17 protein-coding genes are annotated in these 25,090 nt (G+C 47.4%); 12 read left to right on the top strand and 5 right to left on the bottom strand.

What is annotated here, in order from left to right; genetic code table 11:
* Nucleotides 1-20 precede the first annotated feature (20 nt).
* Both LN737_RS25720 and LN737_RS25715 read right to left on the bottom strand, forming a co-directional pair.
* Nucleotides 21-761 (bottom strand): LytTR family DNA-binding domain-containing protein, encoded by a 741-nt coding sequence (locus LN737_RS25720; RefSeq protein ID WP_405513310.1) that lies wholly within the window; start codon nucleotides 759-761, stop codon nucleotides 21-23.
* 77 nt (nucleotides 762-838) lie between these two features.
* On the bottom strand, nucleotides 839-1,594 hold the full coding sequence (locus LN737_RS25715; RefSeq protein ID WP_405513308.1) for a sensor histidine kinase: 756 nt from the start codon (nucleotides 1,592-1,594) through the stop codon (nucleotides 839-841).
* Between the two features lie 378 nt (nucleotides 1,595-1,972).
* On the opposite strand from LN737_RS25715, the gene LN737_RS25710 reads away from it, so the two are divergent.
* The gene (locus LN737_RS25710) at nucleotides 1,973-5,134 is read left to right on the top strand and encodes a sensor histidine kinase (RefSeq protein WP_405513306.1); all 3,162 of its coding nucleotides are present in this window, start codon (nucleotides 1,973-1,975) and stop codon (nucleotides 5,132-5,134) included.
* A gap of 178 nt (nucleotides 5,135-5,312) precedes the next feature.
* Complete coding sequence (locus LN737_RS25705; RefSeq protein WP_405513304.1) at nucleotides 5,313-5,717, top strand: hypothetical protein; 405 nt, start codon at nucleotides 5,313-5,315, stop codon at nucleotides 5,715-5,717.
* Between the two features lie 47 nt (nucleotides 5,718-5,764).
* Here LN737_RS25705 and bshB1 read toward each other — a convergent pair whose 3' ends face one another.
* Both bshB1 and LN737_RS25695 read right to left on the bottom strand, forming a co-directional pair.
* Nucleotides 5,765-6,484, bottom strand: a complete 720-nt coding sequence (gene bshB1, locus LN737_RS25700) for a bacillithiol biosynthesis deacetylase BshB1 (protein WP_405513302.1) — start codon at nucleotides 6,482-6,484, stop codon at nucleotides 5,765-5,767.
* Nucleotides 6,485-6,590: 106 nt separating this feature from the next.
* On the bottom strand, nucleotides 6,591-8,753 hold the full coding sequence (locus tag LN737_RS25695; RefSeq protein WP_405513300.1) for a PQQ-binding-like beta-propeller repeat protein: 2,163 nt from the start codon (nucleotides 8,751-8,753) through the stop codon (nucleotides 6,591-6,593).
* Nucleotides 8,754-8,899: 146 nt separating this feature from the next.
* Between LN737_RS25695 and LN737_RS25690 the strand changes: the two genes are divergently transcribed.
* Both LN737_RS25690 and LN737_RS25685 read left to right on the top strand, forming a co-directional pair.
* Nucleotides 8,900-10,054: a sensor histidine kinase gene (locus LN737_RS25690; RefSeq protein ID WP_405513298.1), complete on the top strand. Its 1,155-nt coding sequence runs from the start codon at nucleotides 8,900-8,902 to the stop codon at nucleotides 10,052-10,054.
* Entirely contained in the window at nucleotides 10,051-10,773 is a 723-nt protein-coding gene (locus tag LN737_RS25685) for a LytTR family DNA-binding domain-containing protein (RefSeq protein ID WP_405513296.1), read from the top strand. Before LN737_RS25690 ends, LN737_RS25685 begins: the two co-directional genes overlap by 4 nt.
* A 13-nt stretch (nucleotides 10,774-10,786) precedes the next feature.
* Here LN737_RS25685 and LN737_RS25680 read toward each other — a convergent pair whose 3' ends face one another.
* The gene (locus tag LN737_RS25680; protein ID WP_405513294.1) at nucleotides 10,787-11,908 is read right to left on the bottom strand and encodes an AI-2E family transporter; all 1,122 of its coding nucleotides are present in this window, start codon (nucleotides 11,906-11,908) and stop codon (nucleotides 10,787-10,789) included.
* Nucleotides 11,909-12,188: 280 nt separating this feature from the next.
* Between LN737_RS25680 and LN737_RS25675 the strand changes: the two genes are divergently transcribed.
* The 8 genes from LN737_RS25675 to LN737_RS25640 all read left to right on the top strand — a co-directional run bounded on the left by LN737_RS25675 (nucleotide 12,189) and on the right by LN737_RS25640 (nucleotide 25,046).
* Complete coding sequence (locus LN737_RS25675) at nucleotides 12,189-15,446, top strand: RHS repeat-associated core domain-containing protein (RefSeq protein ID WP_405513292.1); 3,258 nt, start codon at nucleotides 12,189-12,191, stop codon at nucleotides 15,444-15,446.
* Entirely contained in the window at nucleotides 15,443-15,697 is a 255-nt protein-coding gene (locus tag LN737_RS25670) for a hypothetical protein (RefSeq protein ID WP_405513290.1), read from the top strand. The genes LN737_RS25675 and LN737_RS25670 overlap by 4 nt, the downstream gene beginning before the upstream one ends.
* Before the next feature lie 109 nt (nucleotides 15,698-15,806).
* A complete protein-coding gene (locus LN737_RS25665; RefSeq protein ID WP_405513288.1) occupies nucleotides 15,807-15,962 on the top strand; it encodes a hypothetical protein in 156 nt (51 codons plus the stop codon).
* A 149-nt stretch (nucleotides 15,963-16,111) separates the two neighbouring features.
* The gene (locus tag LN737_RS25660) at nucleotides 16,112-19,741 is read left to right on the top strand and encodes a hypothetical protein (RefSeq protein WP_405513286.1); all 3,630 of its coding nucleotides are present in this window, start codon (nucleotides 16,112-16,114) and stop codon (nucleotides 19,739-19,741) included.
* Between the two features lie 1,496 nt (nucleotides 19,742-21,237).
* A complete protein-coding gene (locus LN737_RS25655; protein WP_405513284.1) occupies nucleotides 21,238-22,503 on the top strand; it encodes a hypothetical protein in 1,266 nt (421 codons plus the stop codon).
* A 116-nt stretch (nucleotides 22,504-22,619) separates the two neighbouring features.
* A complete protein-coding gene (locus LN737_RS25650) occupies nucleotides 22,620-23,189 on the top strand; it encodes an L-threonylcarbamoyladenylate synthase (RefSeq protein ID WP_405513282.1) in 570 nt (189 codons plus the stop codon).
* A gap of 83 nt (nucleotides 23,190-23,272) precedes the next feature.
* Nucleotides 23,273-24,748: a CCA tRNA nucleotidyltransferase gene (locus LN737_RS25645; RefSeq protein WP_405513280.1), complete on the top strand. Its 1,476-nt coding sequence runs from the start codon at nucleotides 23,273-23,275 to the stop codon at nucleotides 24,746-24,748.
* A gap of 88 nt (nucleotides 24,749-24,836) precedes the next feature.
* Nucleotides 24,837-25,046 carry a hypothetical protein gene (locus tag LN737_RS25640; protein WP_405513278.1) on the top strand — a complete coding sequence of 70 codons (210 nt, stop codon included), beginning with the start codon at nucleotides 24,837-24,839 and terminating at the stop codon, nucleotides 25,044-25,046.
* The last annotated feature ends 44 nt before the right edge of the window (nucleotides 25,047-25,090 follow it).

Below are 25,090 nucleotides of genomic sequence, written 5' to 3'. Positions count from 1 at the left end.
CTTAAGCGAATTACGACCCGCTAGATTTTCTCCAGTAAACTCAAAAATTCCTGTTTTTTATTACGCGAAACGGGCAGTGCTTTGTTGTTGGCCATCACAACCTCGCCACCATCACCCCGAATGTACCGCAGAACGTAATGCAGATTGATCAGATAGCTATGATGCACCCGGCAGAATCCTTTCGTTTCCAGCACCTCTTCGACTTCTTTTAATGTTTTGGAAATCAATATATTCTGACCGGTTTTCAGCATAAAGTGCGTATAGCCGCCGTCGGACTCGCAATAATAAATATCTTCGCTGTTGATGATCTGGAGTCCTTCGAGGGTAGGTAGCGCGATACGTCCTCCGGCGCGCTGGTTTTGCAGATAGCCCAGCAGTTGTTCGACGGGCTTAGGGGCATGCGCGGCCCGTTCCTGCTCCGCTTTATTAACAGCCTGCACCAGTTCATCTTTATCAACGGGTTTCAGAATATAATCCAGTGCATTGTGACGAATGGCCTTGATGGCATACTCGTTAAAGGCTGTTGTAAAAATGACCTGAAAATCGTTGAAGCGGCAGGCTTCCAGCATTTCGAAGCCATTCATGCCCGGCATTTCGATGTCCAGAAACACCAGTTGAGGACGTAGTGTCTCAATCGCGGTTTTTCCTTCGGCGCCCGTTGCGCAGGTCGCCAGTATCTGAACAAAGGGGCAGTATCGGTTCAGCAGCAGGGTCAGCACATCCCGGCAATGCTTTTCGTCGTCTATGATGAGGGCAGTCATGGTTGTTAAGGAGAGGAATAATTGGTAAATCGTTGAGGTATATCAGGTTTACAGGCCAGCCGTCACAGGTCGTACATCTACAGGGTTTTGAGTTTCATGGTAAACGTGACGCACGTACCGGCCGGATTTCCTGATGGGGTGTTTAAATCCGTAAAGTCGATCCGTGAACCAACATCGTAAACTTCATTGACAAGCTGGAGTCGTTCAACCGTAATGGAATGTCCATACGATTTATGAGCCGTCAGACCGTCAAGCTGGGCCTGTGCAGAAGCCGCCCGGCCGATGCCATTGTCGGCAATCTGAATCAGCAGATTACCATCCTGTTCAAAGCAGTCGATACGTAAGGTCGGCTTGTGTACATGCTGCTGCAACAATCCATGCCGGATAGCATTTTCAACGTACGGATACGTAATCATCGGCGGTATGCACACCGTATCTGGTTTTAGTGAGTCGCTGACATTCAGTATCATCTCAAACGCATTATCGCTACGTAATAACTCCAATTCTATGTAAATCTGCAACGCTTTCAGCTCATGACTAAGCGACACCCATTCCGATAAGGTATTCAGCATGGCCTGCCGCATCAGCTTCGAAAACTTTGTCAGATAAAGCGATGCCTGTTCAGCTTCATTCTCTAAAACAAATTTATTAATTGCATTCAGGCTATTGTACACAAAATGCGGGTTCATCTGCATCCGGAGGGCCAGTAATTTGGTTTCGGCAATTCGTCGGTTACTTTCCAGCAATTGTTGCTGTGCCCGCCGATAAGCCAGTTCGCTTTTTATCGACTTCGGGTAAGTAGACCGTGAAATGGTTTTCTTATCGCGTGCCACGGGCAAGGTTGTATAAGTAAGTAAGCATCTTTAGGTTAGGTTCAATTTCATCGTCCCGACAAAGAGATCGTCTGTCTACGCAGCAAAATCGACGAAATCGGTTATCCGCCCAGCCAGGTGCAGGGAACGGATAAGCAAAACAACAAAGACCGTATTTCGCAACATAGGTGTAATCAATAATGAGTAGGTTTGACTAAATAACTGGTTCTTTGCATCAATAACCCGTTGGTAGTCTGGCAATAAATACATTCCTTTCGATGTTGGCGCGACTTTACCAATGGCTTGTTAACTTACCACCGTATATTCCTCTTCGCCCGTCAATTAAGTATGTCATCTGGTCTGTGTAGCCAAGCTATACCAACAACAAACCGACATAGCGTGCAGAAACGGCAACACCAGTTGCTGACCTTATTGCTTTTACTCAGCCTGTGGTCAATCAGGTGGAAAGGGCTGGCACAGGCGCCTACACTGTCGTTTCAGCGTCTTACGTTGCAGGGCGGACTGGCTACCAACTACAGCACGGCGTTCACGCAGGACACGGCCGGATTTATCTGGATCTCTACCGTAAACGGACTTAATCGCTTCGATGGGCTTCGGTGTCTTACGTTCACTCGGCAGCCGGGCAATCTTAAATCGCTCTCGCATCGGGTGGTACGTACTGTATTTACGAGCCGAAACGGGACCATCTGGGTTGGTACGCAGGAAGGGTTAAATCGGTTTGAGCCAGCTACTCAAACCTTTCAGCGGTTTTCCTTTGCCCATTTGGGCCCGAATAGTAATCTGATCCGGCATATAACCGAAAACGCCGATGGTCGCCTGTGGCTCAGTACGCGGGGCGGCCTGCTGCAATTTGACCCGGCTACAGGTAAAGCCATTCCGATTACGTTACCCGTGGGTACGGAGTTGGCATCATCGGTAAAGGCAATCCGGCGAACGCTGATCGATGGCCGAACACTTTGGATTGGTACACAGGGTGGGTTGTTTGCCTATGACCTGCCAACAAAGCAGATACGTCGTTTCCAGCACGATACGCTGGATCGGGCTTCGCTTCCTCATAATTACGTAACATCGCTGGCTCGTAATCCGCGAACCGGCGAGATTATGGTCGGTACAAATAGCGGGAAGCTAGTTGGGGTGAATCCGAAAACATACCGATTGCAGCCAGCGCCACAAACCGGTGTCGATCAGCCCGTTTCGGCCTTGTTATTCACCCGCTCGGGTGATTTGTGGGTGGGCATCAATGGCGGTGGCCTGTATCATTACAATGCCCAGACGGAGCAGTTCGCCACGTACCTGAACAACGAAAATAATGGTCGGAGCCTGGCTTCGAACTCCATCATTGCTCTGTTTGAAGACCGGGCTGGCGTTGTCTGGGTGGCTACCGACGATGCTGGTGTCTGCTGGTTCAATCCCACTGTCAATAAGTTTCACTCGTTGTTTGATGAAGTCAATTATCAGCCGGTCAACTCGCGTGGCTTCGATGTGGGAGCTATTCATATTGATAAGGCTAACGCCCTCTGGCTGGCTACGCGCGATGGATTGGTGTACATTAATCCCAAAACCCGCTCGTACAGGCAGTATCGGCATGACCCCAGGGATGTGCAGAGTCTGGACAATAATCATACGTTTTCTGTCATCAACGATCAGCGTGGCCGGGTCTGGTGTGGCACAAATACGGGGTTGAACCGTATGGATCCCGCTACGGGCCGAATCGAACATATACCCAGCCTGTCGGTACCGGATGATACCACAATTAAGCTGAACAACAGACGTAGCCTGGATAAATGTATAGTTGGTAATCAGGTATTTATGCTGGTGCATGCGCCCGACGGACGCCTTTTTATTGGTACCAACGAAAAGCTCACGATCTATGACCCCAAAACGGATCGTTTCACGCACCAGCTGAATGACCCTCGTCTTCGGAACCTTCCCGGCAAAAACTACAATATGCTGTATTTCGACCGGCATAATAACCTGTGGGTATCCGGTCTGGGGCCGGTATATAAACTAAGCCCTGATTTAAAGCTGCTCGCTCAGTACACGCACGACGATGATCCGCAGAGTTTGCCGGACGATGGCGTTACGGATTTTGCCGAAGATCGGTTTGGGCGAATGTGGGTGAGTACCGACAATGGCCTGGCTTTGCTGAATGAAAAAACCGGGAAATTCAAGGTGTTTACCCGACGGCATGGACTGCCCCAGAACGATATTTCGGCCTTGCATATGGTAGGTGATACGCTTTGGCTCAGCACGAGTCAGGGGTTAGCCTGTATGGACGTGCTTCGGTTGCGGATTACAGCATTTGATGAAACGGATGGTATGTCGTCGTCCGAATTTGAGTCGGCTTCGGTAGCGCGTGATTCAACGGGGCGACTCTATTTCGGTGCTATGCGCGGCTTGATCTATGCGTCTCCGCATCAGATTCAGCGAAACCGCTACGTGCCTCCGGTTTATCTGACTTCCTTTCGGGTCAATTCACAGGAGTTGCTGGGTAATCCGCTGGCGGCTCCCGCTGGCCTCACGCTTCAGCACACGCAAAACCAGTTTACCTTCGAAATGGCTGCGCTGAATTACGACAATCCAACCGAAAACCAGTTCGCCTACCAGTTGGAAGCCTTTGATGAGAAATGGAATCAGAACGGCAATCGATCATTTGCCAGCTACACCAACGTTCCTCCCGGCGACTACGTACTGCATGTGATTGCTTCGAACAACGATGGCGTCTGGAACCGGACGGGGTATCGATTGCCGATTACTATTCTGGCCCCATTCTGGCAAACCTGGTGGTTCAGAATAACGGCGTTGTTTATCCTGCTTGGCCTGACCGCCTATGTGGCGCGTTGGCGGGAGAAACAACGGGCTGATCAACAGCGCGAAAAAAGCGAGCTCCGCGAACGTATTGCGGCTTCGGAAATGAAAGCGCTGCGGTCGCAGATGAATCCCCATTTTCTTTATAACTCGCTGAACGCCATCCGTTTATTCGTACTGAAAAACGACAGCGATAACGCCGATAAGTACCTTGTCAAGTTTGCCCGTCTGATGCGGCTGATTCTGGACAACTCCCGACAGGAATGGGTAACGCTCACCAGCGAACTTGAACAGTTGAGTTTGTATCTGGAGCTGGAGCAGCTTCGGTTCGACAACCTCTTTGATTTTTCGATCACAACCGACCCCGATTTGTCGCTTGAGCAAACCACCATTCCGCCGATGATTATTCAGCCCTACATCGAGAATGCCATTCTGCACGGGCTGGCTCACAAACAGGGCAAAGGCTGCATTCAGGTCAGTATCGAACGTAAAGCCGACCACCTGAGCTGCACTGTCGATGATAACGGCGTTGGACGGGAGCGGGCGCAGGCACTTAAGAAACAATCATCAACACACCGAAGTGTAGGCTTACGCGTAACAGAAGACCGGCTTCAATTGATTGGGCAACGTAGCGGTCAGGCCGCGAGCGTCGTAATCATTGACAAATATGATGAAGACCAGCAGTCGACCGGTACCCGTGTGATCATCCAACTGCCGTTTATCAGCCAATAAGTTATTGATTCTCGTAATCGGTAAGTTGTCAGACAGACCCTACCGATTATTCACCGAACGTTTCCTCCGGTTCATTTGGGCTGTCAGACTTTCTGAGGGCTACGCATTTTTGTGCTGGCAGACGAACCGAATTAGTATAAGCCAGGAGGTTTTCCTGGAAAAATCGCCTGCAATACGTATGGATCTCAATCTAAAACCTTACTACTGGCTTTTGCTCGGCGTTGTGATAACGTTTGTGCTGATCGGGCTGATCGGCAACATAGTCATTCCGGATGGGGTGAGTAGTCCATTCTGGCTAAAGGCAGGGCCTTATATCGCCTTTGCCCTGTTTATTCTGTTTGCGGCCGCGCTGGTCCCCATTTCGCTAAAAGGGTTTCTGATCGCACAGCACAAAATTGGCAACTCAGGGTTGCCGATGGTTCAATTGATTAGTCAGCACATCAGATACGTTGTCATCGCCGTCTGGGCATTCTTTGGGCTTGGGTTAGCAATCGCACTGCCGTTTATGCTGAAAGATGGTTTCTTCGATCAGGCTGAGGACGAATCGCCCGTTAACTCATATGTTAACCTGCCTAATGAATGAGTTCACGTTCATTAGGCAGGTTAATTTGAAAAGTATTTTGCAGACGACTAGATTAACTCAAACAGATTCGTCACCCCAAGCATCCGTTTGCTGATAAAGCCTTCACCAAACTCTACCCCGATCATATGGCCGTGTTCGCGAGTGCGGGACTCCAGAAATTTCATGAATGCTTCTCCCGAAATATAGCTCTGTGGCTCCGTGCTGTTCGGGTCGAAAAACTGACTTTTGTAGGCTCTGATCGCGTCCAGTTTCTGACTCCAGTAGGGGCTGACATCCACCACAAAATCAGGCTTCAGCGACCGATCCTGAATGAAATTATAGACGTAGATTGGACGGTGCGCTTCCTGTGGCTGCCCATCTTTCCCGACGGTTTTTATCTGCCGCAGGCCCGAATAAAAACAGGCTTCAGCTACGAGTTCGGCAGCCCGCCCGTGGTCGGGGTGGCGATCATCCGGCGTATTGGTCAGAATAATTTGTGGGCGGTAATGCCGGATCAGCGGAATCAGCGCCATCTGGTGTTCTTCGTCGTTCCGGAAGAAACCATCCCGGAACCCCATGTTCTCGCGAGCTGACAGTCCCATAACGCGCGTGCCTTCAGCAGCTTCCTGCGCCCGAATTTCGGGAGTGCCACGGGTACCGAGTTCTCCTCGGGTCAGGTCAATGCCAGCTACCGTTTTACCCTGTGCAATCAGCGACAGAATCGTGCCGGAACAGGTCATTTCAATATCATCGGGGTGGGCCGCAATGGCCAGTACGTCAACAGTCATCGGATTATTCTGGAGTGTGTGTCTGGGCAGGATTATTACCGATACCAGATAAGCATCTAATCAATCATTGCGTTGATTTGTTCCGGCATATTTCAGTTTCTGATTCTTAAGGAAGCGCAAACGCAACGTAGCTGTCCCCCTTTTTGGCGCCCAGCTTAGTACCTCCGCAGGCCACCACAACGTACTGTTTGCCCTTCGCCAGGTACGTGGCTGGGGTAGCAAAGCCAGCGGCCGGGAGTTCCGTTTGCCACAACAGCTTCCCGGTTTTCTTTTCATACACCCGAAATTTCCGGTCTTTGGTGCCTGCGATAAAAAGCACACCCCCAGCCGTAACCACGGGGCCTCCATAACTCTCTGAGCCGGTTTGCGCTATACCTTTGGCGGAAAGTTCGGGGTATTCACCAAACGGTTTTTTCCATATGTACTCACCTGTATTCAAATCAATAGCGTTCAGCGTACCCCAGGGTGGGCGAATAGCCGGGTAGCCGTTTTTATCCAGAAACTTGGCGAACCCACCAATTCGATACGTTAATTTTCCGGGTGTTCGGGCTGATGGGTCCGTCCGGCGGACTGGTCTCGACTCTCTGGAAACGTTTAGGCCTGGCTCCTGCTTTTCTTCGCCGAACAGAAAGGCAAGCAGGGCCTGTTTGTCCTGAGGGGTCAGTTGCGTAAAGGCGGGCATCCTGCCTTTGCCTGTTGAGATGACACTCGCGACGTAATCACGGTTCCGGCGATTGCCGATATCCCGCAACGATGGATAACCACTGGCCGGATTGCCGGTACGGCCGGCTCCATGGCAGGCTGCACACGTAACAGAATATATTCGCTGGCCAGCTGATAGAGCCGCCAATTGATTATCTGTCTGCTTATCGGTTAACTTGAGGAGCCAGGCCATTTCATTGCTGTTAACGTAGAGAATTCCGTCGGGGTCTGCTGCGGCCCCGCCCCATTCGGCCCCACCATCCAGTCCCGGAAAGACAATAGTACCTCGTTGGGTTAGTGGGGTAAACGGACCCTCGAAACGGTGTTTGCGGAAGGTAGCAACCAGTGTGTCTCTATCAACAGCATCTGGATTGATATCAGCTTCGGTTAAGGTTTGACGAGCGTAGGGGGCTGGTTTGGTCGGTATGGGCTGCGTTTTCCAGGCTTGCTCTCCTAGTACGTCCGTAGCAGGCGCTGGCACTTCGTTGATGGGAAATACCGGTTTGCCCGTGTCCCGGTCAAAAACAAAGACAAATCCCTGTTTGGTCACCTGAGCGACAGCGTCGATACGCTTTCCATGACGCGTAATCGTCACCAGATTCGGTGGCGCGGGCGGATCGCGGTCGATAATATCATGGTGAACAAACTGATAATGCCAGATCCGTTTTCCAGTGCGGGCATCCAGCGCCAGCAGGCAGTTGGCAAACAGATTTTGACCGGTCCGATTGCCACCATAGTAATCGAATGCTGCCGAGCCCGTCGGGACGTAAACAATGCCTCGTTTTCGGTCAATAGCCATACCTGCCCAGTTGTTGGCGGCACCTACTTCACTATTCATGTAGGTGTTTTTTGGCCAGGTTTCGTACCCAAGTTCACCAGGGTGGGGTATTGTATGAAAAACCCAGCTAAGTTTTCCGGTGCGGATGTTGAACGCCTGAATATGGCCCAGGGCTGCGTCGGGGCCTTCAGAAACGCGAAGAGGCATAATAATCAGATCGCCAAAGATGGTACCCGGTGTGTTGGAAATAACCATTTTTTGTTGGGCTTGCGGGCCCAATCCAGCTTTCAGGCTGGTGCGTCCCTGCTGCCCGAATGAAAGAATTGGCTCCCCGGTATGCGCATTGATCGCGTACAGCCACTGACCATTGGTAAACAAAATTCGTTTGTCCTCGCCGTTAGCCGCATTTTCCCAGTAAGCTACCCCCCGGCTGGTGCTAAACCCATTGCTGGCTGTGGTATCCGTTCGCTGCCAGATCAACTGGCCGGTTGCGGCATCGATCGCAAAAGGCTGCGTAGAAGCTGTCATGCCAAACAGAACTCCGTCTTTACTAATTGGATTGCACTGAATCTGGCCCGAGTCGTTCGTGTGGTATTCCCAGGCTATTTTGAGCTGGGCCGCATTGGTCGTGTTGATCTGAGCGAGTGATGAATAATGATTTCGATCAGGCCCACCTAAATATTCAGCCCAATCCGCATCGTCAGTGGATGGGCTCTCAAAGACGCTAAGCCACGCGGTCATAAGCAAGGTAGCGGCAAGCAGGATAGCGGTCCAAATGACTGGTTTCATGACACTGGGGTTAGGTTGATGCAAAGGAAAACAATTAAGCTATGCATTTATCGGTAAATACCCCGGATAGATCGGTGAATAGTCAGGCTGGTACTTCCGGGAACTTCCTGAAAGTTTAGATCTTGCAGAAGATTTAGGGAAAGTTTATGCAGAGTCGATCATCACGTGTACTTATTCACATCATTGGGGGGCTGGCTTTTCTGGCACTGCCTTATTTTTTCACGTCCGGTGGCTTTTCGAAACTGGCGGAGGTAAGTTACAATCCTCATGAGCAACGGAACCTTGTCTCGTATCTACTCACAATCGGATTTTTCTACGCCAACTATTACGGGCTGATTCCCCGGTTCTTTTTTACGAAAAAATACGTACCGTATGCGCTCAGTGTAGTTGGGTCTTTCGTAGCAATTCAAGTCCTGTTGGTCGAAATCAATAAGCGGGGTATTCCATCAGCGCGACCGACAGAATCCTTTCCACCCGCATCCGGTCAATTCCGACAGCCGCCACCGCACCGCCCGGATGAAGCACCTTCGTCATTTTTTCGCCGGCCGGTTCCTCCACCCGAACGATCGTTTGGCCCTCCGCCCGGTGCCCCCGTTGCCGGCCCTGAGCAAAGAGGTTTTCCAATTGAATCGAGCCAGACGTTTTTTCTGTTTGCACTCAGCTTCTTATTGTCGCTGATGTTACGTACCAATGACCGGTTGCGGGAAACAGAACGCGAAAAATTGCAAACGGAATTGTCTTTTCTGAAAGCTCAGATTAATCCGCATTTTTTATTCAATACGCTCAACAGCATTTATTCACTGGCAATTGAGCAGTCATCCCACACCGCTGATGCCATCATCGAGCTTTCCTCATTTTTGCGGTACATTACAAAAGAAACCAACGAAGAGCGGGTTTCCTTGTCCAAAGAGCTGGCGTACATTGGTCATTACGTAGCGCTGCAGAAGCTGCGCCTGGCCGATACGGTTCAGCTTTTACTGACGACGACGGGAAGTGCGCAGGGAGCCTATATCGCCCCGCTTATTCTGATTTCGTTTATCGAAAATGCGTTTAAGTATGGAGTTAATCCGCAGGAAGATTCCATAATTACTATTGCGATTTCGATTCAGGGAAATGAGTTACATTGCCGGGTATTCAATAAAAAAGTACACGTAACGCAGAGCCTGCAAACGGCTGGTAGCGGCATCGGGTTGACCAATACAAAAGCCCGCCTGAATTTGTTATACCCAAACCAGCATCGGTTGCTGATCTGCGATACTGCCGACGATTTTACCGTTGATTTATTTCTGACTCTCTCATGATTCGAGCCATCGCCCTCGACGACGAACCCCCGGCTTTACGGGTTATAACGCGCTTTTGCGAACAGATCGATTTTGTTGATTTGCAAAAGACGTTTTCCCGTACGGATCAGGCGCTTACGTATCTGGAGCAATTTCCGGTAGACCTCCTGTTTCTGGATATCAACATGCCATCGATGTCGGGAATTGACTTTTATAAGTCGCTTCCGCAACAGGCCGTAACGACGGACCGCATGGTCATTTTCACGACGGCCCATGCCGAACATGCCGTGGAGGGATTCAACCTGAACGCCGTTGATTATCTGCTTAAGCCGTTTACGTTCGACCGATTTCTACAGGCAGCAACCCGCGCTTCTGATTATTACCAGTTCCTGCACGCACCTGCACCAGCCAGGCATACGTACATCTATATACGGGCTGATTATCGCTTGAACAAGATCGCGGTAAACGATATCGTGTTCATTGAAGGGCTGGACGATTACCTGAAAATTCATGTTCAGAACAGCAAACCTATCGTAACGCGAATGACCATGAAGGCCATCCTGCAAAAACTGGATGAAACCGAAGAGACAGGGGAGGGCTTTCTGCGTGTACATCGGTCATACATTGTGCCAGTCAGCCGGATTGAAGCAATCAAAAACAAGTCATTGCTCATTGCTGGTCAGGAAATTCCCATAGGAGCCAGTTACGAAGCTGATTTTCAGAAACGATTTCCGGCCTAAGCCTACTACTGCCTTAACGCTCCACTTCCACAACGGCTACCTTTTTTCGGCGTTTGGGCAGTCGGAATAAATTGCTGCCTGCCTGCTCGGGCGTTTGGTCGCCGAGCAGAACCCCCCATGGACGCAGGCTATCAACCCGGTCGAAAATAACTTTCATGATGGCAATGGCGGGAATGGAAAGAAACATGCCGGATACGCCCGCCAACGCCCCGCCAATCAGAACACCGACAATTGAAACGAGCGCATTTACCCGAACCTTGGAGGCCACAATGAGCGGCACCAGTACGTTGTTGTCGATAAACTGTACCAGCAGAAAAATACCCACAACGCCGAGCACGACTGACAGTTCGGGATTATTGCTGAACGTAACCAGCACCGTCAGGAACGTAGCTACCAGGCCGCCGATATACGGAATCAGATTAAGAATTGCCGCCATAACGCCCAGCAGAATTGCGTACTGCACGTTAAGAATGAGCAGTCCTATCGAATTGAGCGCTGCTACGCAGGCCGTTTCGATGAGTAGCCCGACCATGTAGCTCTGGATTACACCTTTCACTTCACCTAACACCTCACGCACCCGGTCGGCATGTTTTTCCGCGAAAAGCACCACGATAAAATGTAGCAGCATTGTGCGGTAGTAGAGCAGTAAAAAAATATAGATGGGCACCAGCGTTAGCGTACCGAGCGGACCCGTAATGATTCCCAGAGAACTGGGGTTTTGCAACGTATCCATGGTTTGTGACCTTGCTTTCTCGATGTATTTCTCCTGCTGGTAATAACTGACATTATATTCCCGCTTGACCCACCGCTGCGTTTTGGCAAAGAAGTCGCTTAAATTCTGACGTATTTTCGGTACGTCATCGGCGAAGTCTGAAATCTGCATGGATAGCAGGATCGTCAGACCCGCCACAACAACAATGGCCAGTAATAGAGCAATACTGATGGCAAATACTTTGTGCAAACCTATACGGATAAGCCAGCTTTCAACTGGACGTAATAACACGGCAATTAGCCCCGACATTGCCAGCGGCACCAGAATATCCTGACCCAGGTAAATTGCCGTTGCCAGAATAGCCAATGCCAGCAGAGAATGTGAAAACTGATGATAATGAGGTCGTGTAGAGTCAGATGACATAAGGATTCTGGTGACGAATGATAAGTCTAATCGCGTACTCAACACGGTTTGTGTTATTTTGTTTATTGATGTACTCTGACCGGAGCTTGTTTCTGAAAACGTGTACTATTGAGTAATAGCCGCATTGATTAGAGTGAGGTTGAATTAATCTTTGCTTTTTAGTATATATTATTATCAATATAGAATATACTTATGTATATTAAAGTGACAAATTAATTTATTATAATATTAATTTGCTTTTATATTTGCGGCATATATTCAAATGTCATTGCTGCAAATAATGTTCGTTCGTTCCCTGCTGATCCTTTTTAGTACTGGTTTATCTGGTTCGTTATTAGCCCAATCTGTCACTCAGAACTACGTTCTGTCCCGTACATTCCAAACCCGGCAGACGACCGATGTCAGCGGTAATCAATTTACGGGTAAACCCAGAGATGCAGCTACGCAGGTTATTTACTATGATGGACTGGGTAAGCCTATTCAGCAAGTCAATGCCTTTCAGGGTGGGCAGTATCAGGATATCATCATAAATACTGAATATGACGCACTAAACCGGCCCTACCGCTCTTATCTGCCCATCGGTGTATTAGGTAATAAAGGGAATTTATCGACAGCGACTTCCTCTTATTATAACTCAGCCAGTGTTTGTGCGCCTACCACAGCCAGTTATACGCAAACTGCCTATGAGCCGACTCCACTAAGCCGGGTAGCCAGTCAAACGCCACCGGGTAGTTCGGGTAATGTAAGTCAGGCGTATGGCATCAATGACCAGAATAATGGCGACTATCAGGTAAAACTTTATTCCATCACTTCGGCCACAGCCGTCAGTACCAGTGGTGCCTATCCGGCTGGTACGTTGACCTACACTCAAACGACTGATGAAATAGGCAATGTGACGCTGGAGTTTAGAGACCGATACGAGCGAGTGGTGCTGAAACGCGTTAAGAAAGATGCCGGTACACGATTTGATACGTACTACCTGTATAATGATCTGAAACAGCTGCAGTTTGTGCTTCAGCCGGAGTTTCAGACTACCGCCGACCTGGCTCTGTTTGCCTTTAGTTATCAATACGATGCTCGTGGCCGCATGACAAGTAAGAAAGTGCCAGGGGCCGGAACGATGAGCCTGTATTACAACAATCAGGATTTGCTGACGCAGACAACGGACGCTAAAAATCAATCGCTTTATTACAAATACGACAACCAGAACCGGCAGGTGGGCGTCTGCAAAGGCGACTGTGGACCGGTTGATGGGAACGGTTTTCCGCAGAATGGCCTGTCGTTGATGTTGTACGACAATTTCAGCCCCAACCAGAGCTATCCTCCAATGGGAGGTATTTATCCCCCCGCCAGCCGGACAGGTTCATTTGCCGGGACGGATCTGCCCTGGACGCTAACCGATGATTTTGTGGATGTATCGCAGGCAGAAGGGGGCATCGGGCAGGCTTCGCGGACAGGCTTGTTGACGGCCAGCTGGACGCGGCTACTGACCTCCGACGTAAATCTGGGAAGTTGGTTGCAGACCCTGTATTACTACGACAATAAAGGGCGTCTGATTCAGACCTACCGGCAGTTGGCAGGGTTGGGTACAGGCGCTTACGAACGGGTTTCCTACAAGCGCGATTTTGCGGGGCGGGTTGTTACTGAGAAAACAACGCAATTTGCCAACCTGGTTACGTATGTGGTTCGGAAAGACCTGAGTTATGATCAGGTGGGTCGATTGTTGACCGAGACCCTGACCGTAACCGAGAATGGGGCTACCAAAAAGAGCAGCGTGCCCGTGCTGATACAGAGCTACAACGAAATAGGGCAATTGAACCAGAAGCAGCTGAATCAGCAGGCCCAGAAACTGAATTACAAATATACACCCCGTGGCTGGCTGTGCTCGGTACAAACAGGGCTGGGACAACCCTTTAGCCTGGGGTTGACGTATCAGAACAACGGCAACATCAGCAGCCTGGACTGGGGAACTAAAACCTATTCGGGTGGGATGGACCTGCTCTACGATGGAGCCAACCGGCTCACCAGCGCCACGGGGAAGCCAACCGGCAGTTTCGCGGGCTATAGCGAAAGCATTGGCAGTTATGACGGCAATGGCAACATCAAGGCCTTGAGCCGCAGTTTTGCCGGTACGTCTACTAACCAGTTAAGCTATGCCTACACGGGTAACCAGTTGACTCAGGTGGAGGATGCTTCAGCCAACACTGACCCGGCCAAAGGCTTTGTGGGCACGGCTTCTCATAGTGCTAATGAGATGGGCTACGATGCCAACGGCAACCTCAACAAGGACCTCAACCGGGGCCTTGCCGATGGGGGATTGAGTTATAACGTACTGAACCTGCCCGCTCAGGTGAGCACCAGCACGGGTGTGGCCAGCTATACCTATGATGGGGGCGGTCAGAAGCGCCAGCGTGTAGACCCTACCGGTACGACGCTTTATGAGGGGGCTTTTGAGTACAAGGCTGACGGTACGTTGCTACGTATTGCTTTAGAGGAAGGCCAGATGCTACGTGACCCGGTAACGGGGGTGTACACGGTGCAGTATTACCTGCGAGATCATCTGGGCAACGTGCGGCAGGTGCTCAACGAGGATCAGAGTGTAGCCCAGCAGACGGAGTACTACGCCTTTGGCTTGAGCATCAGTCGGCAGATGGGGGCCAACAAGTATTTGTACAATGGCAAGGAGCATCAGCCGGTGACGGGCTGGCTGGACTATGGAGCCCGGATGTATGAGCCCGCCTTGGGACGGTGGATGGTGGTTGATCCGCTGGCGGAAGTGTCTCGCCGTTGGAGTCCATTTGCCTACGTATACAATAACCCGATGAACTTCACTGACCCAGATGGAATGCTGGCGGAGGGTCATTATGAGGGAGCCGCAGCACAGGAAGCTTTTCGACAGGAACAGCAGGATCAACAGGGGCGGAATGGACCGGGTAAGGGGAAAAAGGCAATGATTTCAGGAAATTCAATATCTAGTGCTAATATGCCTGGAGTTGGTTTTAGAAAGTTTGACAATGGTACTTACCAGAAGTTTAGAACAAGTAATGGTATAGGAAATGATGATGCTGATGCAATAACCGAGACAGCACTGGGTTTCACTCCAGCAGGCACTTATCTTGATTTCTATACCCTTGTTACAGGCAAAGAATTTTCAACAGACAACGATGTAAGTTGGGGATGGCGTTTAGGTGGACTTTTTCCTTTGGTGTCAGAAATAAAAAAAGCTGGTAAAATTTGGACTTCTACAAAAAGATTTTCGTCTGTTCAGAATGCTTACGAACATTGGAGCAAACACAAAGCTGATTTTCCGCAGTTTAATAATGCCGCAGAGTATGTTCAAGGAACGTTTCAATTCTTAACTTCTCCTCCACGGGGAGCACTTTCAAAAATAAGGGCAAATGGCGAAAAAGTAATATACGACCCATCAGCTAATGTGTTTGGAGTAATGACTGGTTCAGGAGTTCCGAAAACCATGTTTAAACCAGACCCTACTGTACACGGCTATTTAACGAATTTAGATTATTTTAATGCACAATGAAAATCGATACAAAGTATCTCTGCAAAGTATGTGGGTTTGAGCAATTAGATCCACCTTGGGGCGAGGATGGTCGTACTCCTACTTTTGAAATTTGCGTATGTTGTGGAACAGAATTTGGATATGAAGATGCGACACTTCAGGGGGTTTTAAAATACAGAGAAAAATGGCTTAAACAAGGGGCTAAATGGTATGATGAATCATATAAACCTGCAAATTGGTCCTTATCGGATCAATTAAATAGAGTTTTGTGAAAATAAGCCTGAAGTTTCACTATTGTTTATACCCGTATTCTGTTCTGCCGAGTAATTTATATTCTCAAAAAGCATCTTGTTGAACTAGCCAGCTAGACCTAAATCAAGCATGTCTTTCGATAAAACCAACATAAAAACGCTCAATACCCCTTCCCACTTCGTTGGCAATCAGGCGTGTGATACGTTGGTTTATACTTCGACGGAATCCACATTCAGTCTCGACTTACGGTATCAGGACAATGGCAACATTAGCAGCTTCGGCTAGACCACCGCGGGCTACGCGGGCAAAATGAATCTGACGTACGACGGACCTAGCCGCCTGAATAGGTCATGACCTAAAATCCTTGGATAAACAATATCCTTTTCCTCCTCTATAATGGCTACGTAACAACATCTTTTCCTACCACTAGTTCTATGTACTTTTCATTACCGCATTCATTACGTTTACTTGCCAGTTTGTTTCTTTTATTTCTGGGGTTTACAAAGCCAGCAGCGGCCCAAATAATTCAGCCTGTACCTTCGGATTCGGTTGTGACCCCAGTACCTCCAGCGCCCACTGCACCTGCCACTGTCACATCAGATGATCCTCAGAATACAAATACCAGCTACTACGCAAAAAAGATTATTCCGGCTTCGCCCGATGTGGCCTCCCTGGGTAAATACGTCGATATTCCGGTTAATAACTATACCGGAACGCCCGACATCAGCATTCCGCTTTATACAATAAAAACCCGCGATCTACAGGTTCCGCTTTCGCTGAATTATCACGGGTCCGGTATTCGGGTAGAAGAGGAAGCCTCTTCAGTAGGGCTGGGCTGGTCGCTCAGTTCTGGAGGGGTTATTCAGCATAGAGTACGCGGTAGAGATGATTTTCTGGATTTCGATGCGGCTAACTGGCGTGCCTTAAGCACAACGTTTGCACAAGGGCTGTCCAGTCCTGATCTGTGTTATTATTACACAAATCCGAATGCTGCCTGGTTTGTCTCGAACAATACATTTTCCGGCACGCCTAATGGAACCCAATTGGATAATTTACTGTCAATTTTGTTTTCAACAAATGGTAATTATGGTGAACGAGGAGATAGTGAGCGGGATATTTTCTCATTTTCATTTCCAGGGCACTCTGGTAAATTTGTTATCGAACCCCTGGGAAATGGACAATACACAATTCGTCAGATGCCCCAGAGTGATTTACGGATTGAGCTCAACAGAAATGCGCATAATGATCCAGATCTGACAGGTCATAGTGGATTCGTCATCACAGATACGGACGGGATACGTTATACATTTAGTACTGAAGAGCTTCAGGGGACCCGTATAAGTCAGGAGAATCGTGATACGGGTAAAAAATACAATACGAATGCAACAGGGGTAAATACTACCTGGGGTAATACAGAAACTGGATGGGTTACCAGCGCTTACTCGATTACGGCTACCGGGGCCTGGTATCTGAGTGAAATTCGCTCTGTTAAAGGTGATGTTATTACGTTTGGCTATAGCACTGCAACTGATTATGTTCTGTCGATGCCGTCTCGTAAGGAGACCTATTTAACAAATACAGTCAACACTCCCCGTTGGCAGATCACCGAAACCGTAACCAAGCTGGTTTATCCGCAAAGCATAACATTTCCGAATGGGACAATCACGTTTTCATTGGATACCCGTCAGGATTTGCAGACGGGTTCTAAGCGAATAACTGGTTTGGAAGTAAAAGCCAGTACCAACAGTACAGTCAAGAAATATCAGTTTACTCAAGGATATTTTGATAGTGGTTCGGGGGCAGAGCCATTTGTGGCTAAACGTTTGAAATTACAATCGGTACAGGAAATTACGGGCGGCAACTGTATACCACCCTATAGTTTTACCTACGTAGAGACGGTAAATCTTCCCAACAAAGATTCGTATGCGCAGGATTACTGGGGGTACTATAATGGAAAAACCGCCAATGAAACAGCAGGGGCTCCTCCCTTAAACTCAGCCACCGGTACGCCAAAAATTGGCTCTATGTTGCCTCCTATTCAAACAGGGCAGTATAGCTTACCCGGCAGTTTTACACCCGCCAATCGCGAGGCCGACGCAACGTATATGCGGGCGAACGTACTAACCAAAATTGCTTATCCAACGGGAGGCACGGCCGAATTTGATTTCCAAGCCCACGTTTCAAATAACCTGATGTATAACCCATCGTTTGGGCGGTATTATATCCGGGTTCAGGATGGCCCTGGTAGCACGGTAACCGGTGGTGGATTAAGAATAAATGCCATTATTACCACCAGTGCTGCAGGGGTTACACAAACAACAACCTATGATTACGGTTCGACAGGTAAGCAGATGGCAAGTCTGCAATTCGCCGATTTTGTTTTCGTAGGCTCTAATGTTTATCAGCTTCAGTATTCTTCTGCGCCTATGTCTCCGCTGGGAAGTGGAGCGCAGGGTAATCCGGTTGGGTATAGCAGTGTTGTGGTTTATAAGGGAGGATCATCCAACGGTCAATCGATTTATTCATACTATAATAAAGTAGATGAGAAGGCGGCTGATTTTTGTATACCTACTTCGAGCGGCACCCTTATAGAAGGAGCTAGCTGTACATCAGCTGCTGGTCAACAACCTGCAGCTAGTCCTGAGTTATGTGATCCCTATGGTAGTCCCTTCTTCTCTAATTATAATAGTATTAAGGACTTAACTGTGCCTAACTATGTTTATACGCTCAATGGATCTTTGTTGGAAGAAAGGCATTATTCGGGTGATGGCAAGTTGATAAAGCGGGTCAATAATGATTATGAGGTGGTTAATCGGGTTAGAATTAAAAACTTCCGGCTTATGCTGCGAAGTACCAGATTTTCGAGCTTTATTTATTATTCCGATTCAGAGTGGCCCCGCATTACCAAAAGTATTGTAAACGATTATGGAGGAGGTGCCAGCTCAACACTCTTCACGTCGACTACTACTGCTTATGGCTACAACAGTACCGGTGCTCATAAGCAGGTCATTAGCTTACTCACTACTGATAAATCTGGAGAGAAAATAACCATTACCCGCACTTATCCACCCGATGTAAGTCCAGCTACGTCTATCAGCACCGGGCTAGTCGGCCTAAATATGTTGGCAGCTCTGATGCAAGAATCGGAAATACTTACGAAAGTCAATAACACGACTGTGTCAGTACACTCTACCAAAACGAATTATGCATTTTATAATGCTGGCGCATGGATGGCTCCTAACACAATCGAGTCGCAGGTAGGTAGTAATCCGTTCGTAACGGATGCTACGTTTGAGTACACCACCGGGGGCGATGTTTCGGCTGTTACTGGAAGGGATAACATCCGCACGACTTTTAGTTACTTCAATGGATCAGGGAAAACAGCCCTGCCCCAGACTCGTGTAGTAGGTGCTAATTCGCTATCGTCGGCCCAGACCACAGCATATGATTACCTACCTTTGGTAGGATTGAACACTACGACTGGCCCAAACGGATTGACAACAAATTATGTATACGATGGTTATAATCGGCTGACGGCTATTAAGGATGGCAATGCTAATCTGCTGAAGACCTTCGAGTATAACTACGCGGGCAGCAATGGCGTTAGTGGCTGTGCTACGAAACAGATTCCTGCAGCCGTGCCGGATCTGACGGTTATTAACTATGGAGGGCCTACGACAACATATGGTCCCACAAATATCTATTTAGAGGTAGATGTTTTTGAACTAAACTCTGTAACCACTAGTGGTCCTATTGTTATTTTGATCAATAAAGATCCTAAAATCAACCTGAGTTTTCCGAGTGCATCAGTTGCAGTAGGGGGGCGGCCGGTACAAAACAGTGCCTGGAGTTTCGACGCAGATTCTAATGAATTCTATTATGTTTTAACCACAAATCAGTCTATTCCTGCTGGTGGAGTACTATCGTTCGGATTAACAGGGGTATTGTCCCCAGGCGCTACTAGCGGTATCATATCAGCCATAACGTTGATTTCGTCAGGCAGTGGAGGGGAAACTAAAACCATCAATAATATGTCTTTCATTAAGTTTTCTTACTTTCAGTAATAGCATACGAACCAGTAGAATAACTAGCCGCTCTTTCTGATGCTAGGCGAACACTGTAAAGCGACTGAAAAAACAGAATTAGTCTACTATATAGTGCAATCCGACCAAATATAGCCCCTACCAGACTCAACACTACAGCGTTGAGTCTGGTAGGGGCTTGCAAGGTTTATAGAGACCTTATTCGCTATCCACAATTTGGATCTTATATTATTATTTTGAAGTTGAGTGGGTTAGGCCGTTTTTAACATGGCTTTCTAGCGACTATGCCCACATGCTGGGAAGGAGATTGGATTTTGCCAGGATTAATTTGTTAACACGGTTTAGCAAAGACTATAAATGAGACAACTCTCATTATTGGCTCGTTACGTATCCAATAGTAATCGTCAAACATATTTGTTTAGACCTTTAAAGAAATTGATGATGAATAAACGGCTTAAGCTGTAACTTTCCTGATCCTTTTTATCAGAGCTTAGAATAGCCATTAGACTTTGGTACTTTGTAGCGGCTACCTTATATAACTTGCTTTTACGTATCTTACTATGCTTTTGCCGCTTGCTTATACACGGTTTCAAGGGCTGCCTACTAAACGGTAAAACTTCACCGGATCAACCTAAATAAACTGCTGGGGAGTGTCGTTACGTCTTTCAGGCCAAGTGAAACCTGCTTATGAGCAAGTGAAGTTATTGACACACATACCACCATCTTTATAAAGAATACAGAACTGAAAATGGCACGACAGATTTTTTGAAAAATATACTTAAAACTTGCCTGGCTGTTTTTGATTCACTGGTATATATCCAGACCGTAGATTGCCGCTAAACTTTAATTGTCGTTCAATGTTACCTCATGAATTTAGACTGAAACAGGAAATAAAAAATACTTTTATTCGAAATCGACAACTACTCACCAACTCATATGCTCTAAGTCTTTTTCTGTTATTTATTGCCTCATTTGTTATTCAGTCAGGCAATTTTATTCTTACGACTAGCTTAGATACATCGTGGATGTTTTCGTTAAACTATGCGAGTAGTCATAATTTTATATTCGGAAAAGATGTAGTTTTTACGTACGGCCCTTTAGGATTTATTGGTTATCCAGTTACGGAGGGATTACGTACTAGTTTATTGGCGCTCGCCTATTTTTTTAAATATATTTATTTGCTCTATACAGGTTTGGTACTTTATGAAATGTATGCGTCAAGGCGGTTCATAAAATCTAAAGAGATAGCCCGATTATTTACGTATTTACTGCTGCCATGGCTCGTGATAAAAATCGGCACCTACGTAGATTATACCATATATATTTTTATTACCTTACTGCATTCTACGCTGGTAAGTTTAACAAATGATAAGGACGGTTTTCAGCTGTATTCACGAAAGAATACTAAGCTGTTTTTTCTCGTATTCAATGCGATCACATGCGTTTTAATGCTGTTTTTAAAGGTGAGTTTTTTGCCATTTATTCTGATTAGTTTAGTCGTCTTAGTAATTTCCTTAGTGATCGCTAAGAAGTTTAACCACCTGCTTATTTATTGTTCATCAATCCTTATTACGTTTACGATAGTCTATTTAAGTTTTAATGTTGACCTGAAAGGGTATGTTCAGAATTCCCTGGAAATAATATCGGGTTACAAAAAGGCAATGCAGATCTATGAGGATGTAGACTATATGAAATATTATATAGCTGCTCTTTTTGCTGCCCTTCTTTTCTGTTTGCAGCTGTACAGACTCAAAAGAGAGCTTTTTTCGTACCAACAGCTGGCTAAACTACTGCTGATTATGCTGGCATTTTACTACTGTTTCTCTTACTCGTTCACCAGAGGTGCGGCTGCGCTATTTTTTAAATGCTCAATCGTTTCAGTTGTTGTTTTTTTATCTATTTATCTGACAAAAGATAACGTAGCTAAAAATAGATTCTATACGTTGACGATTTTTATTCTATCATTTGGTTTTTTTAATTACTTCTACAACGATTTTTTTACCGTAACGAATTGGCACCCCAGCCAATACACGCAACCAATACCCGCCCGGTTGCTCGATAAAGCAAAAACCTATGATGTGTATCCGTACCAAACATCACTTGTTTATTTTAATGATCTACTTTATCATCCGCGCCCAATCATTCAATCGTATTCTGCGTATACACCAGCTTTAGATCGAATCAATGCTGATTTTTTCGCACAAAAACAGGTAGACAATATTCTATTCCATACAAGTGTGAAAAATTTGCCCTGGGGTAACACGATTGATGAGCGCTATTTTATGTATGAAGAACCCTTGGCTAAAATTGAGATTTTAAAAAATTATGCAGTTACTGGCAAAGTAAATGATTCGTTGTTTATTGCTGGCAAACGAAAAACGACTACTGATATAAAATTTAAACTTCTAACAGAGCATACGTATTCGCTGGGGGAGCCAATAGATTTGAGTTCATTAGATTCGACGAAGCTTTACTTTTTTACGACTGATTTTAACTATTCATCAAAAGCAAAACTTGCATCGCTTTTGTATAAATTTCCTTATATAAGCGTCGAGCTAACCACTACAGATCATAAAACGATAAAGTTTAATACCGTTTCAGATCTGCTGGTTTCGCACAGCGTATTGAACAAGTACTGCTCAAATTTTATGGACTATTTTAGCCTGATTGACAATAAGAAATTCAGCCAACTGAAAACTATACAAACGATACGCTTTATCCCTAATCAGCGAGGCTATTCAACTATGTTTGCCTTTAAAATTTTTGAAGCCACGCGGATATAACTTAACCCGTGCTTCTGCATCTACAACGGCTGATTAGTTCCGAGATAGCCGTCTTCTTCTGGCACTACATTGATTGGTTTCGATAAACTTGCTGTATTTTTGTGGTTTATATACCCATGACTTCAAGTATTCGCGATATTGCTTATCAACTCCGGCAGGGCCAGCTAATTGCCCTTGCCGACGAAACGGGCTGGTCGGTTGCTGCCGATCCTGTAAACGATGCATCTGTCGCGCAACTCCTTGCCTTAGTGCCGGTTATGCCGAAGGGATTGCAACCTACGGTGCTGATTCAAAACGCTGAGCAGTTGGTGTTGTATGTCGCTAAAATGCCAGACGTAGCCTACGATCTGGTTGAGTTTGCCGAAAACCCACTGACGGTTGTGTATGAGCAGGGTAAAAATCTGTCAATGCTGGTATGGCAGTCTGACAACAAATCAATTGCGGCAGGTAAAGAAGACATGGTTGCCGGAGCGGTCGCTATTCGCCGGTCGTTAAGCCCAGATATTCAGCGGCTCATTGGTAGTCTCGGGCGCGGTTTGCTGACGATTCCGTTTGAAGCGCTCTCATTACCACCAACGGCCGAAGCTGTCGTAGCGGGTCGATTCGGGACGCTTCCGGGCATGCCTAAACGCCCCCGCATCATGCGACTGGGCGCTAGCGGAGAGGTTGGTTTTATTCGAAAATGAGTCGATGGTTGTTGGTCGATAACGAACACTTAGCTACCATAGCTAATGAGTATTGGCTATCGATGGATGACTGAAACTATCACATGAATTTCAGCGATACATTACATAAGAACCCAATTTTTGATACGATTGCCCGTCAGGCTCAAAGGCTGGGCGTACGGGCGTATGTGATTGGTGGGTTCGTACGCGATCTGGTGCTGAAACGTCCATCGAAAGATATCGACGTCGTGTGCATTGGCAGTGGCATCGCGCTGGCTGAAGCGGTCGGTAAAGCGTTACAGGCACACGTAGCGGTCTATCCGAATTTTGGGACGGCGATGTTGCGGGCAGTCCAGCCTGATCTGCCTTTGGGTGAGCAGGCGTGGGAGGTTGAGTTTGTGGGCGCCCGAAAAGAATCGTACCGGAGTGAGTCGCGTAAGCCGATTGTGGAAGACGGTACGCTCGAAGATGACCAGAACCGCCGGGATTTCACGATCAATGCCATGGGCATTAGCCTTAATGAATCCGATTTTGGCGAACTGCTTGATCCGTTCGATGGTCTGAAAGACATTAAACGGAAGCTGATTCGGACCCCGCTCAATCCAGACATTACGTTCTCCGACGATCCGCTACGGATGATGCGAGCGATTCGCTTTGCTTCGCAATTGAATTTCGACATTGATCCCGATACGTTCGATGCGATTGTGCGGATGAACGAGCGGATTACGATTGTATCGAGGGAACGGGTAACTGACGAATTAAACAAAATTATTCTGTCGCCTACGCCTTCTTACGGATTCAAGCTTTTATACCATGCCGGTTTGCTGGAGCGAATCTTCCCTGAACTGGTAGCGCTACGTGGCGTTGAAACCATTGAGGGCAAGGGACATAAGGATAATTTTTATCATACGCTGCAAGTGCTCGACAATATCGCCAATCGTACGCAGCGGGATACAATTGAACCCGAGAACGAACTGTGGCTCCGGTGGTCGGCGCTGCTGCATGATATTGCCAAACCCGCTACCAAACGCTTTGATCCCAAAGTCGGCTGGACATTTCACGGACACGAAGATCTGGGCGCTCGTTGGGTACCCGGAATTTTTCGCACTATGAAATTGCCTCTCAACGAGCACATGCGGTTTGTTCAGAAACTGGTGCGGCTTCATTTGCGGCCAATTGCCCTTACCAAAGAGCAAATTACAGATTCGGCCCTGCGCCGGTTGCTGGTCGATGCCGGCGATGATCTGGAAGGGCTGATGGCACTCTGCCGGGCCGACATTACGTCGAAGAATTATGAGCGTGTACAGAAACATCTACGTAACTTCGACCGGGTTGAACGGAAGCTGCATGATCTTGAAGAACGGGATAAACTCCGTAATTTTCAGCCGGTCATTACGGGTGAATTGATCATGGAAACCTTTGGCTTACCCCCTTCGAAAGTTGTGGGTGAAATCAAATCCGTTTTGCGGGAAGCAATTCTCGATGGGATTGTGCCTAATTCACTCGATGCCGCTTACCCATTATTAGTAGAAGAAGGCCGCAAACGCGGATTAACCCCAGCAGCAGTTAAGAATGAATAAGGGATAACGACCAATGCATAATGAAAAGGGCTACAGTACGCTTCAGTATGCATTGTTGATTGTCTATTATTCATTAACAATTCATCTTATGGACAATAATAATACAAATTTTCGGCGCTTTTTTGGCGCATCCCTCACCATCATCGGCGTTGTTGTCGTACTCTTTGCCTTGGTCGCCTTTCTGTCAGACGGCAAAGCTGTGCTGGGTATGAGTATATCGAAAGCCGAATCAGCGGCCCCCTTTATCGTTGGAATGATCTTCCTCGTGACGGGCGTAAATCTGGTTCGGGAATCATAAAATAGGGAAAAAGGAACAGAGAGAAAGGCTAAATAAAAAAACCT

Origin of the sequence: Spirosoma sp. KNUC1025, from assembly GCF_045160025.1 — a bacterium.
Lineage (GTDB): Bacteria > Bacteroidota > Bacteroidia > Cytophagales > Spirosomataceae > Spirosoma.
The sequence above is the reverse complement of the archived record's forward strand: the minus strand, read 5'-3'. Positions and strand labels throughout refer to the sequence as shown.